At 68.8% G+C, this 15,999-nt stretch carries 13 protein-coding genes and 2 pseudogenes; 7 read left to right on the forward strand and 8 right to left on the reverse strand.

Going from position 1 to position 15,999, the window contains the following annotated elements:
* The first annotated feature begins 181 nt into the window (after positions 1-181).
* On the forward strand, positions 182-1,495 hold the full coding sequence (locus QUE79_RS10025) for a citrate synthase (RefSeq protein WP_434011046.1): 1,314 nt from the start codon (positions 182-184) through the stop codon (positions 1,493-1,495).
* A 579-nt stretch (positions 1,496-2,074) separates the two neighbouring features.
* On the opposite strand, the gene dapD is transcribed toward QUE79_RS10025, so the two are convergent.
* Complete coding sequence (dapD, locus tag QUE79_RS10030) at positions 2,075-3,073, reverse strand: 2,3,4,5-tetrahydropyridine-2,6-dicarboxylate N-succinyltransferase (RefSeq protein WP_286346535.1); 999 nt, start codon at positions 3,071-3,073, stop codon at positions 2,075-2,077.
* A 99-nt stretch (positions 3,074-3,172) separates the two neighbouring features.
* On the opposite strand from dapD, the pseudogene dapE reads away from it, so the two are divergent.
* From dapE to QUE79_RS10045, 3 genes and pseudogenes are all read left to right on the forward strand, one after another.
* A pseudogene (gene dapE / locus QUE79_RS10035) lies at positions 3,173-4,245 on the forward strand (succinyl-diaminopimelate desuccinylase).
* Positions 4,230-5,483 (forward strand): hypothetical protein, encoded by a 1,254-nt coding sequence (locus QUE79_RS10040; RefSeq protein WP_286346536.1) that lies wholly within the window; start codon positions 4,230-4,232, stop codon positions 5,481-5,483. Before dapE ends, QUE79_RS10040 begins: the two are co-directional and overlap by 16 nt.
* A gap of 95 nt (positions 5,484-5,578) precedes the next feature.
* Positions 5,579-5,755 carry a DUF3117 domain-containing protein gene (locus QUE79_RS10045; protein WP_119868011.1) on the forward strand — a complete coding sequence of 59 codons (177 nt, stop codon included), beginning with the start codon at positions 5,579-5,581 and terminating at the stop codon, positions 5,753-5,755.
* Between the two features lie 248 nt (positions 5,756-6,003).
* Here QUE79_RS10045 and QUE79_RS10050 read toward each other — a convergent pair whose 3' ends face one another.
* Entirely contained in the window at positions 6,004-6,630 is a 627-nt protein-coding gene (locus QUE79_RS10050; protein WP_286346537.1) for an O-methyltransferase, read from the reverse strand.
* Between the two features lie 63 nt (positions 6,631-6,693).
* Between QUE79_RS10050 and QUE79_RS10055 the strand changes: the two genes are divergently transcribed.
* On the forward strand, positions 6,694-7,086 hold the full coding sequence (locus tag QUE79_RS10055) for a twin-arginine translocase TatA/TatE family subunit (protein ID WP_286346538.1): 393 nt from the start codon (positions 6,694-6,696) through the stop codon (positions 7,084-7,086).
* Positions 7,087-7,104: 18 nt separating this feature from the next.
* Here the strand turns inward: QUE79_RS10055 and QUE79_RS10060 are convergent, their stop codons facing one another.
* From QUE79_RS10060 to QUE79_RS10075, 4 genes and pseudogenes are all read right to left on the reverse strand, one after another.
* Positions 7,105-8,022 carry a LysR family transcriptional regulator gene (locus QUE79_RS10060; RefSeq protein ID WP_286346539.1) on the reverse strand — a complete coding sequence of 306 codons (918 nt, stop codon included), beginning with the start codon at positions 8,020-8,022 and terminating at the stop codon, positions 7,105-7,107.
* Between the two features lie 443 nt (positions 8,023-8,465).
* Positions 8,466-9,611 (reverse strand): Mrp/NBP35 family ATP-binding protein, encoded by a 1,146-nt coding sequence (locus tag QUE79_RS10065; RefSeq protein WP_286346687.1) that lies wholly within the window; start codon positions 9,609-9,611, stop codon positions 8,466-8,468.
* A gap of 7 nt (positions 9,612-9,618) precedes the next feature.
* Positions 9,619-10,166: pseudogene (locus tag QUE79_RS10070) on the reverse strand (DUF1003 domain-containing protein).
* Positions 10,153-11,472: a magnesium transporter MgtE N-terminal domain-containing protein gene (locus tag QUE79_RS10075; RefSeq protein ID WP_286346540.1), complete on the reverse strand. Its 1,320-nt coding sequence runs from the start codon at positions 11,470-11,472 to the stop codon at positions 10,153-10,155. Before QUE79_RS10075 ends, QUE79_RS10070 begins: the two are co-directional and overlap by 14 nt.
* A gap of 48 nt (positions 11,473-11,520) precedes the next feature.
* Between QUE79_RS10075 and QUE79_RS10080 the strand changes: the two genes are divergently transcribed.
* The gene (locus QUE79_RS10080) at positions 11,521-12,003 is read left to right on the forward strand and encodes a YflT domain-containing protein (RefSeq protein ID WP_286346541.1); all 483 of its coding nucleotides are present in this window, start codon (positions 11,521-11,523) and stop codon (positions 12,001-12,003) included.
* A gap of 270 nt (positions 12,004-12,273) precedes the next feature.
* Here the strand turns inward: QUE79_RS10080 and QUE79_RS10085 are convergent, their stop codons facing one another.
* Positions 12,274-13,761, reverse strand: a complete 1,488-nt coding sequence (locus QUE79_RS10085; protein WP_286346542.1) for an aminopeptidase P family protein — start codon at positions 13,759-13,761, stop codon at positions 12,274-12,276.
* 77 nt (positions 13,762-13,838) lie between these two features.
* The gene (locus tag QUE79_RS10090) at positions 13,839-14,843 is read right to left on the reverse strand and encodes an endonuclease/exonuclease/phosphatase family protein (RefSeq protein WP_286346543.1); all 1,005 of its coding nucleotides are present in this window, start codon (positions 14,841-14,843) and stop codon (positions 13,839-13,841) included.
* 91 nt (positions 14,844-14,934) lie between these two features.
* Between QUE79_RS10090 and QUE79_RS10095 the strand changes: the two genes are divergently transcribed.
* The gene (locus QUE79_RS10095) at positions 14,935-15,789 is read left to right on the forward strand and encodes a PHP domain-containing protein (RefSeq protein ID WP_286346544.1); all 855 of its coding nucleotides are present in this window, start codon (positions 14,935-14,937) and stop codon (positions 15,787-15,789) included.
* The last annotated feature ends 210 nt before the right edge of the window (positions 15,790-15,999 follow it).

The following is a 15,999-nucleotide window of genomic DNA, read 5'->3' on the forward strand; positions in this document are numbered from 1 at the left end:
CTTCGCGGGGGCGTCTTTGCGGGGCGTCTTGGGGGCGTGACGCTCGCCGGCGAGGCAGGTCTTCGCGGGCGCGTGACGGCTCGCCTTCGAGAGGGTCTTCGCGGGCGCGTGACGGCTCGCCTTCGAGAGGGTCTTCGCGGGCGCGTGACGGCAAACGCCCGAGGACTATTAGGCTGGTCGAGTGACTGACACTGCCAACGACGCCCAGAAGGCCACGCTGCAGACGGCGAGCTTGCACATCGCGGGCGAAACCGCTGAGTTCCCCATCGTCCCGTCGACCGACGGCGCTTCGAGCGTCGATATCTCGACGTTCATGAAGCAGACGGGGTATTCGACCCTCGACACCGGCTTCGTGAACACGGCGGCGACGAAGAGCGCGATCACCTACATCGACGGCGACCAGGGCATCCTGCGCTACCGGGGCTACCCGATCGAACAGGTGGCAGCGAACTCGACCTTCCTCGAGACGGCGTGGCTGCTCATCTACGGCGAGCTTCCGACGGCAGATGAGCTGGCCTCGTTCGACGAGCGCATCCGCCGTCACACGCTGCTCCATGAAGACCTCAGGCGGTTCTTCGACGCGTTGCCCGCCACAGCTCACCCCATGTCGGTGCTGTCGTCGGCCGTCGGCGCCCTGTCGACCTTCTACGAAGACACGACGGACGTCCACGATCCCGAGCAGATCGAGCTCCAGACCATCCGCCTGCTGGCCAAACTCCCTGTGATCGCGGCTTACGCGCACAAGAAGAGCCTCGGCCAGGCGTTCCTCTACCCCGACAACTCGCTCAGCTTCGTCGACAACTTCCTCAAGCTGAACTTCGGCACGATGGCCGAGCCGTACGTCGTGAACCCGGTGCTCTCCAAGGCTCTCGAGCGCCTCCTGATCCTGCACGAAGACCACGAGCAGAACGCGTCGACGTCGACCGTGCGACTCGTCGGCTCGACCGAGGCGAACATGTACTCGTCGATCTCGGCCGGGATCTCCGCGCTCTACGGCCCGCTGCACGGCGGCGCCAACGAAGCGGTGCTGAAGATGCTCGCCGATATCCGAGACTCCGGTCAGGGCGTCGCCCGGTTCGTGGAGCGCGTCAAGAACAAAGAAGAGGGTGTGAAGCTGATGGGCTTCGGGCACCGGGTCTACAAGAACTACGACCCGCGCGCCAAGCTCGTCAAGGAGAGCGCCGACGAGGTGCTCGCCGCCCTCGGCGTGAAAGACGAACTGCTCGACATCGCCCTCGAACTCGAGCAGGTCGCCCTGAGCGACGAGTACTTCATCTCGCGGCGCCTGTACCCGAACGTCGACTTCTACACCGGCATCATCTACAAGGCCATGGGATTCCCGCCGCGCATGTTCACGGTGCTGTTCGCCATCGGGCGCCTGCCGGGCTGGATCGCCCACTGGCGCGAGATGAACCTCGACAAGGCCACCAAGATCGGTCGCCCCCAGCAGCTGTACGTCGGTTCACCCGCTCGCGACTGGCCCACCGACCACTAGCTCGCGCCCCTGGCTCACGAACAGGCGCTTTTACGCAAAACAGGTCATCTAGATCGCCTGTCCCGCCGAAAAGCGCCTGTTTTCGCGTCGTGTCGGACGGCGGTAGGCTGGACGACGCCGCAGGCCGCGCCACTCCTCTCGCCAGGAGCCGCGGCCTGCGGTGTTTCGTGGTGCCGCGCGCTGCTGTGGTGCCGAGCGCGGCGGCGGGGCGGTGCAGGCCGCGGCGAGCCCGCCACCCGGCACGCGGTACGTCGCGGCAGGCCCCCGCCACGCGGCACGTGGCTGCCGGCACGCGCCACCCGCCACGCGCCACGCGCCACCCGCCGCGCGGCGGCAGGTGCCCGCCACGCGGCACCCCGGGCCGGTATGCGGCACTCCGGGCCGGCATCCGGCAGCCGCCTGCGGACGCGCCGCATCCGCGAGCGGGCACCAGCCACCGGGCATGCGGCAGTCGCCTAGGGGCACACTGCGCCGTCGGCAGGCACGCGCCATTCGGCACGCGGCACGCGCCGCCCGCCGCCCGCCGCCCGCCGCCCGCCGCCGGCGCCCGGCGCCGGCACGCCGCACCCGCCGCCGCGGTCAGGCGTGCAGCGCTTCGTTGAGCTGGATGCCCGTGCCCTTGCGCGTGAGCACTTCGACGGCGCCGGTGAGGGAGTTGCGGCGGAAGAGCAAGCCGGGCTTGCCGGAGAGCTCGACGGCCTTCACCGTCTGCGATTTTCCGTTCGAGTCGTGAGCCGACCCGACGACGACGACCTTCGTGCCGGCGGTGACGTAGAGGCCTGCCTCGACGACGGTGTCGTCGCCGATCGAGATACCGATACCCGAGTTCGCGCCGAGAAGCGCCCTCTCGCCGATCGAGACGCGTTGCGTGCCGCCGCCCGAGAGCGTGCCCATAATCGAGGCGCCGCCCCCGATGTCGGAGCCGTGGCCGACGACGACGCCCTGCGACACTCGCCCCTCGACCATGGACGAGCCGAGCGTTCCCGCGTTGAAGTTGACGAACCCCTCGTGCATCACCGTGGTGCCCGGGGCCAGATAGGCGCCCAGCCGTACTCGTGACGCATCGGCGATCCGTACCCGGTCGGGGACGACGTAGTCGAGCATTCGCGGGAACTTGTCGATGCCCGTGGTGGTGATGCCGGCGCGCTGGAGCGCCGGCCGCAGCCGTGCGAAATCGTCGGGGTGGACGGGCCCGGCATTGGTCCAGACCACGATGGGCAGGTGCCCGAAGATGCCGTCGAGATTGATGGTGTTGGGGCGGACGAGGAGGTGGCTCAGCAGGTGCAGCCGGAGGTAGGCGTCGGGAGTCGACGTCGGGGGAGCGGTGAGGTCGATCTGCACCGTGATCGGCTCGAGGCGAACCTGTCGTCGCTCGTCGCGGCCGGCCAGCTCTTCGACGTCGGAAGGGGCGATCGCAGGATCACGATCGGTCGGGAACGAGCCGAGGTGCGGCTCGGCGAACCAGGTGTCGAGGACGCTGCCGTCGCCGGCGATGGTGGCGAGACCATAGCCCCAGGCGGCGGAGGCCCCGGCGGCGGAGCTCCTGGCGGCGGTCGATGCGGTGTCGTCGTGACTCATGGGAACGAGCGTATCGGGGGATGCGACCCTCTCGCGCGGGCTCTGAAGGGCCCTGTGGACAACTCAGATCCCGCAAAGGGCCCCGGCTAGGCTGGTCGCATGCCAGCCCTCGACCTCACGGTGTCTTCGATCGACCTCACGCGGCAGCTCTGCGACATCGAATCGGTGTCGGGAGACGAACAGCGCATCGCCGACGAGATCTGGCGCGTTCTCGGGGGCGCCGCCCACCTCGATGTGTTCCGCGACGGCGACGCCTTGGTGGCCAGGACGAACCTCGGCCGGGCGAAGCGAGTCGTGATCGCCGGTCACATCGACACCGTGCCGATCAACGACAACGTCCCGACCCGGTTCGAGACGATCGACGGCACCGACTACCTCTGGGGCCGCGGCACCGTCGACATGAAGGCGGGCTGCGCCGTGGCGCTCAAACTCGCCGTCGAGCTCGACGAACCCGCGGTCGACGTCACCTGGGTCTGGTACGACCACGAAGAGGTCTCCGACGCCCTCAACGGGCTCGGCCGCCTCGCGCGACAGCAGCCCGAACTCCTCGCCGGCGACTTCGCGATCCTGATGGAGCCCTCCAATTCCAGCGTCGAGGGCGGCTGCAACGGCAACCTCCGCGCTGAGATCCGCACCTACGGGCTCCGCTCGCACAGTGCTCGTTCGTGGATCGGCGACAATGCCATCCACAAGGCCGCTCCCATCCTCGACCTCCTCGCGGCCTACGAGGCGCGACAGGTCGAGGTCGACGGACTCGTCTACCGCGAGGGGCTGAACGCCGTCGGCATCACGGGTGGCGTCGCCGGGAACGTGATTCCCGACGAGTGCATGGTCCACGTCAACTACCGATTCGCCCCCAGTCGATCGACCGACGAAGCAGTTGCCCACATCCGCGAGCTCTTCGGCGAGTTCGACGTCACCATCGTCGACCTGGCTCAGGAGCCCGGCCGGGCCTCGACGCCCCACTCGCGCAAGAGTTTCTGGCGGCCGTCGGAGGCGAAGCCAAGCCCAAATACGGCTGGACCGACGTCGCCCGATTCGCCGGCCTCGGTATCCCCGCGGTCAACTACGGTCCGGGTGACCCGATCAAGGCCCATGCAGACGACGAACGCGTCGCTCTCGAGCAGATCACCGAGTGCGAACGAGGGCTCAGGGCGTGGCTGACGGCCTGATCACACGGCCCACGGCTCAGCACCTGGGCGGCGAGCCGACGCCGAGACATTGGCGGGAGAGCCTCGCGCTTCGCTACCGCCTGACTCCGTGGTGGGCACGGGTGCTCGCGATCTTCGTTCTGTCGCGCGTGATCAGCACAGCCCTCCTGCTCGGGTTCGCCCGGGTCCAGGCGACCAATGCCTGGACGGTGGCCCGGCCCGACTACGCCAGCTTCGCCAAGATGTGGGACGGCCAGTGGTACTTCATCGTCGCCCAGATCGGTTATTCGAGCACGCTGCCGCTGACGGCCGACGGGCACGTGGCCCAGAACCAATGGGCGTTCCTGCCCGTCTACCCGGTTATCGTCAAAGGGCTCATGGTGTTGACGGGCGCCCCCTTCGCGCCGACGGCCGTCGTCGTGTCGGTCGCGGCGGCTGCCCTCACCGCTCTGGTGTTCTTCCAGATCCTGCGCCGCTTCCTGCCCGAGGGGTCCGCGCTCTTCGGGGTCGTCCTGTTCTGCGTCGCACCGCTTTCGCCGCTTCTGCAGGTCGCCTACGCCGAGTCCCTGTTCCTCCTCCTCCTCGCGGCGAGCCTGCTCCTGCTCCTGCAGCGGCGCTACTGGCTGATGCTCGGTGTCCTCGCCGCCGCCTCGTTCACGCGGCCGGGCGTCGTCGCCTTCGCTCTCGCCCTGGCGCTCCACTGGAGCCACCGGTGGCTGACCCGCGGCCGAGACCCGTTTCCCGTCCGCGATCGCGTCACAGTGGCCGTGGTGGCCGTCTCGACGGCCATCCTGGGTTTCGCGTGGCCGGCCGTCGCTGCCATCGCGACCGGGCGCCTCGACGCGTACACCGCCACCGAACTGTCCTGGCGGGCCGACTACATCGGGTACGGCAGGCTGCTGCCGTTCACGTCGTGGGTGCAGGGGGCGAACTGGTGGTTCCCCGGCGGGTCGGGCATCGTGTTCCTCGTCGTCGCCATCGTGTTGTTCGGGCTTTTCCTCGTGTCGCCCTGGGCTCGACGGCTGCCGATCGACCTGCGGTTCTGGGTGGCGTCCTACGTCGTCTACCTGTTGGCGGTGTTCTTTCCGCAGTCGAGCACCTTCCGCGTTCTCATGCCCGTCTTCCCATTGCTCGGCGCGCTCGCCGTGCCGCGGTCGAAGGTCTTCCGTGTGGCGCTGGTCGTCGTGGCTGTCCTGCTCCAGTGGGTATGGCTCTACTACTGCTGGTGGGTCGACGGTTACGACTGGACCCCGCCGTGATCGACGCGCCGCGTCTTCCGTATCACGGTCGTTTAGGGGCTGGCGAAGAAATCACGGATAATAGGTGTGAGCATTCCGCGAAAGGGGACTATCTGATGGCAGCCATGAAGCCGAGAACCGGCGACGGACCAATGGAGGCCGTTAAGGAGGGTCGGCTCATCATCGTGCGGGTTCCGCTCGAAGGTGGAGGGCGCCTCGTGGTTTCGGTCAACGATGACGAAGCCAAAGAGTTGCACGACGCCCTCGCCGGCGTCGTTTCCGCAGCCTCCTGACGGCCCCGCTGCTTCCGCAGTAAAAACGCCCCGCCCCGCGCGTAAGCACGGTGGTGGGGCGTTTTGCGCGAGAGGCGCTGGCCCGCGCGGCAGGCTCTGGCCCGCGCGAGAGGCTCTGGCCCGCGCAAGTTGCTCTGGCCCGCGCGGCAGGCTCTCGCCCGCGCGGCAGGCTCTGGCCCGCGCGAGAAGCTCTAACCCGTTCGAGAGGCTCGGACCCGACCGGGCAACGCGCAGCGGCAGAAAGAAATTCAGCGCTTGACGAGCTGCAGGAGCCCGTCGCCCGCGGTCGACAGCGAGCTGATCACGGCCGGGGACGTCGACACCTCGGTCAGGAGCGACCGGTAGCCGGTCGTGATGGCTTCTCGCGCCGCCGGATTCGCGACGCGACCGTTCCACAGGGCGTGCACCACGAGCACGACGCCTCCGGTACGCGCCAGCCGGAGCCCGTGCTCGACGTACTCGATCACGCCCTCGGGGTCGGCGTCGACCAGGACGATGTCGTACGAGTTCTCGTTCATGCGCGGCAGAACGTCGGAGGCACGACCGGCGATGAGGCGTACGCGATTCGCGGGGATGCCGGCGAGGGCGAAGCTCTCGCGGGCCGCCTGCTGGTGGTCGACCTCGACATCGATCGACGTGAGGGTCGCGGTCGGTGCTCCGGCGAGGAGCGAAAGACCGGACACGCCGAGACCGGTGCCGATCTCGATGATGTTCGAGGCTCCCAGGAGCGCGGCTGTCACGGCGATCTGCGCGCCGACGCCGGGAGAAATGGTCTCGACACCGGCCTCGAGGGAGTGCTGGCGGGCGAGACCGATCGCGTCGCTCTCGGTGACCAGTTCTTCGGCGAACTTCCAACTGGACTCTTTGTGTGGCACTCGTCACTCCTTGTCGGTCAACTCTAGAGCCCACTTCGCGGCGGGACGGGTTAGTCTCTTGTCGTGTTCCAGAACTTCGACAAGCTCTTCGTGATCGCGCTGATCGCGGTATTGCTGCTGGGCCCGACAAGGTTGCCGGTGTATGCCCAGAAACTCGCCCAGTTGGTCAAGGCCGTTCGCGGCATGGCCGACACCGCCCGCGACCGCATGCGCGACGAGATGGGCGAGGAGTTCAACGACGTCGACTGGCAGAAGCTCGACCCTCGCCAATACGACCCGCGCCGGATCATCCGCGACGCCCTCCTCGAAGAGCCGACGACGGCGATTTCGACGCCGGCTTCCGCATCCGCTGCGGCCGCGGCGGTGACCGCCGGCCTCCCGGGGCCCCGCGAGCGCAGCCCGATCGTTCCCCTCGCGGCGGGGGAATCGCCGCCGTACGACAACGAGGCCACCTGAGCTCTGCGATTCTCGCTCTCATACGGTGCCGTGCACGGCGGCGACGCGTGAGGCCTCGGCTCGCAGCGCGTCGACGACTCGGCGCACGGACGGCCGCTCGGCACGGTCGGGGCGCAGGAGCACCGAGAGGTGCCGCACGGCTCGCATGCCCTCGAGTGGCAGGAGGACCATGTCGTCGCGAACACCGGTCGAGGTGAATCGCGGCAGGACCGCGATGCCGAGCCCGGCGCCGACGAGCGCCTCGGTGATGCGCGTGTCGCTGAAACGCTGCGTGATCCGCGGCGACGTGCCCGTCTTGCGTTCGATCTCGCGGTAGACCCAGTCGTACGGGTAGCCGGCGGGAACGCCGATCCAGCTCTCGCCCTCGAGGTCTTCGAGAGCGAGTGAGGCGCGCCCGGCGAGACGGTGGTCGGCGGGCAGGGCGATGTCGAGCGGTTCGCGGAGCAGCGGCACGGTCGTCAACCCGCGGCCCCGCCAGCTCCGGGCGCCGTCGGGGGAGTGCGCCACGACGACGTCGTAGTCGCCGGTGAGATCGGCGAAGCCGAGGGTCGCAGGATCATGGTCGGTCGCCCGGACGACGAGACCCGGCGTCTCGCCGATGGTGCGCAGCAGCCCCGGCAGCAGCATCTGGCCGGCCGTGGGGAACACCGCCAACGTCACTTCGCCTTGCGGTGCAACCACGAAGTCGTCCCAGACTGCCTGGGCGCGCTCGAGGGCGACCGCGACGTCGGTGGCCGTCTGGGCCAGGACGCGACCCGATCCCGTCAGCACCAGGCCACGGCCGACGCGTTCGGTGAGTCGCGTGCCGGCTTCGCGCTCGAGGACTTTGAGCTGCTGGGACACGGCCGACGGCGTGCGGTGAGTGGCCTTCGCCACGGCCGCGATGCTGCCGCGTTCGGAGAGCTCGCGCAGGAGCTCGAGACGCTTCACATCCATGTAGCAAAACTACACTGTCGGCGAAGAAAAGATCGATTGTGCTTGTCTTTTGCGCCGCTCATACTGGATATATCACTAATTCACCCGCAGAGAAACAGGAAGTCATGTTCATCGGACTCGGAGTCCTCGTGGTCGCAGCCGCGGCCGCAATCGTCGGCACGTTCGTCAGCACCGCCCGTGACGGCTACCGCCGTCAGCCCACGCGCTCGTTCGACTGAGCGCACCACCCCGTCGGCCCTGGGTCGACGGTCGCCGGCTCCTGCCGGCGTCAGCACACGGCGACCCTCGCATCCGCGAGTGGTCGCCTTCGTTGTCTCGGCACGAGCATCCTGGCGCGATACGCCGTCTGGACCGGGATCCGAAACCGTAGCGATCAGGTGCCGTCCCCGCGCGCTGGGCGCCCTCGCACCCGCGGGTCTGAGTGATACTGCGCTTATACGGGTTCAGCCGACGCTGAGGCCGAGCTTGCGGCCCGCGAGGCCGCGCTCGCGTACGGCGAGCCGCGAGGCCAGAGATTCGATGGCGACGGCCGCAGGATCCGCGGGCGCTCCCACGACCACCGGCACACCGCTGTCGCCGCCCTGGCGCAACCCCAGGCTCAGCGGAACACTCGCCAGGAGCTCGACCCGAGCATCCTGCCCCTTCGACAGCCGGCGAGCCGTCTCGGCACCGCCGCCGGAGCCGAACAGCTCGAGCACGCTGCCGTCGGGCTGCACGAGGCCGGCCATGTTCTCGACGACCCCAAGGAGCTTCTGCCCGGTCTGCCGCGCGACCAGGCCGGAGCGCTCGGCGACGTCGGCCGCGGCAGCCTGCGGCGTCGTCACGACGAGAACCTCTGCGTTCGGCAGCAGTTGGCCGACAGAGATGGCGACGTCGCCGGTTCCCGGCGGAAGGTCGAGGAGCAGGACGTCGAGGTCGCCGAAGTAGACGTCGGTGAGGAACTGCTGGATTGTCCGGTGCAGCATCGGCCCGCGCCAGGCGACCGCCGTCGAGGTGTCGTCGACGAACATGCCGATCGAAATGACCTTCACGCCGTAGGCGACGGGAGGAAGGATCATGTCGTCGACCTGGGTCGGCTTGACGCTGGCGCCCGCGGTATCGACGAGCCCCAGCAGCCCCGGGATCGAGAAGCCGTAGACGTCGGCGTCGACGATGCCGACCGCGAGTCCACGGGCGGCGAGCGCCACGGCCAGGTTGGCCGTGACCGTCGACTTGCCCACTCCGCCCTTGCCGCTCGTCACGGCGTAGACGCGGGTCAGCGAGTCGGGGCCGAAGGGCATGGCCCGTTTCGCCTTGCCGCCGCGCAGCTTGGAGGTGAGCGCCGCGCGCTCGTCGCGCGTCATGACCGAAACTCGGACGTCGACGCTCGAGACCCCGGCGACGGCCAACGTCGCATCGCGGACGTCGCGCTCGATGGTATCGGCGGCCGGGCACCCGACGATGGTGAGCTTCACCTCGACGACCGCGACGCCGTCGTGCGCCACTTCGATGCCACCGACCATGTCGAGCTCGGTGATCGGTTTGCGGATCTCCGGATCGATGACTCGGTCGAGAGCGGTGCGGATGCGGCTGGCGACGCCTTCGGACACGACGCCGTCAGTCACGCGCACTGCCCCGACCGACGGGGTCACCCGTCGAGTCGCGGTCGTCTTCGCGGCGGTCGATCTCTTCGAGGAGCGACCGCAGCTCATCGCGGATGAAGTCTTTCGAGGCCATGTCCTTGATCGCGAGGCGCAACGCTACGACTTCTCGGGCCAGGTACTCGGTGTCGGCCAGATTGCGTTCGGCCCGTTGGCGATCCTGCTCGACCTGGACTCGATCACGGTCGTCCTGGCGATTCTGCGCGAGCAGGATCAGGGTGCGGCGTAGGACGCCTGCAGAGACAGGATCAGCGTGAGAGCAGTGAAGCCGATGGCCGCGGAGTCGAATCGCACCCCCGACGGCGCTAGCGTGTTGTAGCCCATCCAAGCCAGGACGAACAGCGTCAGCGCGATCAGGAACATGGGTGTTCCCATGCCGCGAGCGATCGCCTCGGTGGCACGACCGAAGCGATCCCGACTCTGTCTGTTCCGGCCGGGGAGGACGCGGACCCGGAGGCCCTTGGGGGAGTCGAGACGGACGTCGCTGCGGCTATCGCGTGCCATTGGTCGTCCTCCTTCCGGTACTGCTCACGGGTGTTCTTCTGATGCGAGTGCGGGTTCTTCCCAGGGGTTGCTCGGGATCCTGGCTGCGCCAGTCGTCGGGCAGCACGTGGTCGAGGACGTCGTCGATTGTCACCACCCCGACCAGTCGATGGTTGTCGTCGACGACCGGGACGGACACGAGGTTGTACCGAGCCATGACTCGGGTGACCTCGAGCGCCGAGGCGCCGACGTTGACGGGTTCGAGCTGCTGGTCGATCAGGGTGCCCAGGCGCTCGTTCGGCGGATAGCGGAGCATCCGCTGGAAGTGCACCATGCCGAGAAAACGGCCGGTCGGAGGTTCGTACGGGGGAAGCACCACGCAGACCGCCGCCCCGAGCGCGGGTGCGATCTCGTGACGCCGGATCATCGCCAGCCCTTCGGCCACCGTCGCGTCGCCGGACACGATCACCGGCTCGGTGGTCATCAGCCCGCCCGCAGTGTCGGAGTCGTAACTGAGCAGCATGCGGACGTCTTCGGCCTCTTCGGGCTCCATCAGCCCGAGCAGGGCCTCGCCGCGCTCGTCCGTGAGCTGGGCGATCAGGTCGGCCGCGTCGTCGGGTTGCATCTGGTCGAGGACGTCGGCCGCCCGACTGTCTTCGAGCCGGTTGAGGATGTGCACCTGCTCGTCTTCGGGCATCTCTTCGAGCACGTCGGCGAGACGTCCGTCGGAGAGCTCTTCGGCGACCTCGTAGCGGCGTTCTTCGGTGAGGTCGAGCAGGGTGTTGGCGAGGTCGGCCGGCAGGAGGTCGGCGTAGGCCGCGATCACGTGCTCGGCGCTCTGCGCCTCACCGGTCGCATTCTCCTCGCGCACGTCGCCCCACGCGGCGAAGACCGTCGCACCCTTGCCGAACGGCGAGGGGCTCGTCTTGGGCTTGCGGACGAAGACCTGCGAGACCTCCCAGTCGCCCTCGCCGATCTCGTCGATGGCGACGTCTTCGATCGTGGCCTGCGAGTTGTCGTGCCGGAGGCGCACCTTCCGGCCCAGGAGCTCGGCGATGACGCGCACCTCGCCGCCGCGCTGCTCGAAGCGGCGAAGGGTCACGGTGCCGGTCGTGATGATCTGGCCCGAGCCGATGCTGGTGACGCGACCGATGCTGACGAAGACGCGCCGCTTGCCCGGAACCTCGACGACAAAACCGACGACTCGAGGCGATTCGCTGCTGCGGTAGACCACCAGGACGTCTCGAACCTTGCCGACCTTGTCACCCGCGGGGTCGAAAACGGAGCACCCGGCCAATCGGGCGACGAAGACTCTCGTGGCGCTCACAGAACCAATTTAGCCTGTGCGGCTGGGCCCACCGTGTTTAATGTCGGAATGAGCAGTCAGCGGCCCCTCGGTCGGCGCGGTCCGCAGTATCCGACCCTGCCGCGAGGCGACGTCCTCGGCACGTACGAGACCTATCCCGAGGCCCAAGCCGTGGTGGCGAGGCTGGCACAGCGCGAGTTCCCGGTCGCCCACGTGTCGATCGTCGGGAACGACCTGAAGACCGTCGAACGAGTTACCGGAGCCCTCAGCTACGGGCGTGTCGCCTTGGCAGGCGCCTTGAGCGGGTTCTGGCTCGGCGTCTTCCTGGGGATCGTGGTCACGCTCTTCTCGGGATCGTCGGCCCTCGGCCTGATCGGTGCGGCCGCTGTCATCGGCGCGGGCTTCGGCATGCTCTACGGCGTCGTCAGCTACAGCCTGACGAGGCGCCGCCGCGACTTCACCTCCACTCACCAGGTGCTCGCGTCGAACTATCAGGTCATCGTCGAGTCGCAGTTCACGGTGCGGGCCCAGGAACTGCTGGCGCGCCCGTGACAAGCGCCCGTAGCAGGTGGCACCCTTCGCGTGCCGGGCGCCGGTGGCCGATGCCACGGTCACCTTGCGCCCCGCTGTGCCACCTTCCGCCCCGCAGTGCCACCTTCCGCCCCGCAGGGCCACCTTGCGCCGGCAGGGCGCCGGTAGCCGAGGCCACGGTCGCCCTTCGGCGTCGCGGGCGCACGCACCGAGGTCACGCAACGGCTGCCGAAGGACGCCGTCGTCGGTCGTGCATCTCACCGCCCGACTCCCCGCGCGTGCCCGGAAGGATCAGCGCCGACCGACCCACGCCTCGACGTCAGACGCGGTCCGTGGGATCGCGATGGAGAGGTTCTCGGCACCGTCGGCGGTGACCAGGATGTCGTCTTCGATCCGTACGCCGATGCCGCGGAACGCCTCAGGAACGGTGAGGTCGTCGGGCTGGAAGTAGAGCCCGGGCTCGATCGTGAACACCATTCCGGCCTCGAGCACGCCGTCGAGGTAGAGGTCGCGGCGGGCCGCGGCGCAGTCATGCACGTCGATGCCGAGGTGGTGGCTGGTGCCGTGCACCATGTAGCGCCGGTGGTGCTGGTGCTCTGGCTGGATCGACTCGGCGGCACTGACCGGAAGGAAACCCCACTCGGCCGTCTTCTCGGCGATCACGGACATGGCCGTGGCATGGATCTCCCGGAACCGGATTCCCGGCTTCACGATCGCGAAAGCCGCGTCGGCGGCCTCCAGCACCGCCTCGTAGACGAGGCGCTGCACGTCGGAGAAGCGCCCGGAAATCGGGAGTGTTCGCGTGATGTCGGCCGTGTAGAGGCTCTCGAGCTCGATGCCGGCATCGATCAGGATGAGGTCGCCCGGGGCGACGGCGCCGTCGTTTCTTGTCCAGTGCAGGATGCACGCGTGGTCGCCGGACGCCGCGATGGTGTCGTAGCCGACCGTGTTGCCGTCGGCGCGGGCGCGACGATTGAACGTGCCTTCGACGAGGCGTTCGCCCCGGGTGTGGGCGATCACTTCGGGGAGGTCGGCGATGACGTCGTCGAAGCCGCGCTTCGTCGCGGCGACGGCCGCGCGCATCTCGGCGATCTCGAAGGGGTCTTTGACGAGACGCAGTTCGCTCAGGTCGCGGGTCAGCACCCCGAGGCTGGCAGCGCGGTCGGCCACGGTGTCGACGGTCTCGTCGGCCGGAGCCGCGGGCAGGGTCGCATCCAGGCGACGGGTGAGGTCGGCATCGGCTTCGCGCACGACGAGGGTCTCGGCGTCGGTGGCGGCGACGACGGTCTCGAAGTCGGCGAGATCGCGAGTCGCGAGGGCGAGGTCGGTGCCGACCTGTGTGAGCGACGGCCGCGGCCCGATCCAGAATTCGCCGATCTCGGGATTCGCGTAGAACTCGTCGGAATCGCGGCCCGCGCTCGCCCGGAAGTACAGGGTGGCGTCGTGGCCGTCGCCGGTGGGCTCGAGCACGAGGACGGAGCCGGGGACGGTGTCGGCGCCCCAGCCGGTGAGGTGGGAGAAGGCGGAGTGCGCTCGGAACGGATAATCGGTGTCGTTCGACCGGACCTTGGCCTGGCCGGCCGGAACGATGAGGCGCTGCCCGGGGTGCGCCGCGGAGATCTTCGCGCGGCGGGCGGCGGCGAACGAGGCCTGCTCGCGAGCAGGGACGATCTCGTCGGGCCGGTCGGCCCACTGTGACGAGATGTACTGCTTGAATGTGTCGGAGCCCGGAGTGGTCGAGCGGTTTGAGGTGGCCCGCGGTGCCTTCTGATCTGCCATGACAACCATTATGCGGCCCGCGCCCTGGCGCGCGGCGGGCAATCGGCCGCCTGTGGAGAACCTCGCTGTGGAAGGCCCTACTGGTCGTCGCGCGGGGTGAGCTGCGCGACGACAGGGCGGTGGTCGCTGCCCGCGTGGTCTTCGGTCGAGACGACTGTGAAGCCGGTGACCTTGTAGTCGGAGGTCGTCATCACGTGGTCGATCGGTGTTCCGAGCAGCTCGGGCACGTTGGTGGGCCAGGTGCCGACACCGGCGTTGCCGGTTGCCTTGGCGGCGTCGCGGCACTTGCCGAGGGTGGAGCTCGGGGTCGCACCGAGGCCGGATTGGTGGTCGAGGGTGGAGTTGAAGTCGCCGGCCATGATCATGCTCTCGCCCGAGCACAGGTCGGCCAAGTAGTCGAGATCGTGCCGCCACGCCGCCATGTGCGCCTTCACCGGTGCCACGGGATGCGCTGCGACGATCACGGGGCCGGTGCCGTCTTTCGGCCGGGCGACGACGCTGGGAAGCACGTCGGTGGTCGTCTTGTCGGCCGACGTCTCGTACGCGCCGAGATTCGAGCTGATGAGCAACGAGGTCGACCGGGTCGCGTCCTTCTGGTCGTAGGCCAGGGTGAGAACGCTCATCGTCACGCCCGACTTCTTCATGATCGCAGCCACCTCGTCGGCGCTTTTGCGCTGCGTCTCGGGCAAGCTGACGATGTTGGCGTGCTCCGCGAGTGCGAGCTTCGCGATCGCATCCGCGCCGGTCGCGCTTCCGCGAGTGTTCCAGGCGAGCACCGTGATGTCGCCGGAGACCTTGGCATCGAAGCTCGTCGAGCCGGTGCCGCGTTCGACGATGACGCCGGCGGAGACGACGGCGAAGACGAGCAGGAGGACGGCGAAACCGCCCAGGAACCCGCGCACCGGACGGATGGCGAGGCCCAGCAGGAGCAGAACGATCGCCGCGACGACCGCGACGACGACGAGGGCGCCCCGGAAGGAGACCAGTTGGGCGATGTAGTAGTGCTGCTGCAGCCCCACCACCTGCGGGAAGGCAGCGACGAAAAGCGCTGCGGCGATGGCGAGCAGCAGGAGGAAGGTCACGAAACGGCGTAGCACGGTGGACAGAGCCTACGGGACGGCGAGCGACCAGGGCCTGAACGACGCGTGGCGAGCCGGGACCTACGATGGGCAGATGATCTCCGGCCGCATCGACCTGCACACCCACTCGAGTGTGTCCGACGGCACGGAGACCCCGGCGGAGCTGATCCGGTCCGCGGCCGCGCAGGGCCTCGGGGCCGTCGCGCTGACCGATCACGACTCGACCGCTGGCTGGCGGGAGGCCACGGCCGCCGTCGCGGGAACGGGGATGACGCTGGTGCCGGGGATGGAACTCTCCACCCGCGTTGGTCTCAACAGCGTGCACATGCTGGGGTACCTCTTCGATCCTGCGAACGAGGCGCTGGTGCGCGAGACCGACCGCCTGCGCGAAGACCGCCTGCACCGGGCCGAGCGCATGGTGACGCGGATCGGCGCCGACTACGACCTCAGCTGGGCGGACGTCCTCGCCCAGGCGACGCCGGGTGCGACGCTCGGGCGCCCCCACATCGCCGACGCGCTCGTCGCGAAGGGCTACGCCCGGGACAGGAGCGCAGCGTTCGCCGGGATCCTGCACTGGCGGAGCGGGTACTACGAGCCGCACGAAGCGCCGAGCCCGCTGACCGGCGTACAGCTCATCCGCGATGCCGGCGGCGTACCGGTCCTGGCGCATCCCGCGACGCGCGGGCGCGAGGCCAACCTGCCACGGACCCACCTTCTCGAACTCATCGAAGCGGGACTCGGCGGGATCGAGGTCGGTCACCGAGAGAACACCGAGGCCGGCAAGCAGACTCTGCGCGAACTCGCCGAAAAGTACGGTCTCATCGTCACCGGCTCGAGCGACTACCACGGTGACGGCAAGCCGAACCGGCTGGGGGAGAACACGACGGATCCCGAACAGTTCGCTCGTATCCTCGAACAGGCGACCGGCAGCGCACCCGTCTCCGGCTGACTCCCGCCGCTCCGGCTCCCTCCCGAAATCGAAGGGGATTTTTCGGGAGACGCCGTGCGATCCGCCTCACTTTCGTGTCCGGCGAAGAAACCCCTTCGATTTCCGGCCTGGCCGGCCGGGGTGGGGCGGGGCCGGGCCGCGCCGGACGAGGCGGCGCCGGACGGACCTGGACTGGGCGAGCCAGCGACGCAAAAGCCCCGCCGCACAGGG

This window comes from Frondihabitans sucicola (assembly GCF_030296615.1).
GTDB classification, from domain to species: Bacteria; Actinomycetota; Actinomycetes; order Actinomycetales; family Microbacteriaceae; genus Frondihabitans; species Frondihabitans sucicola.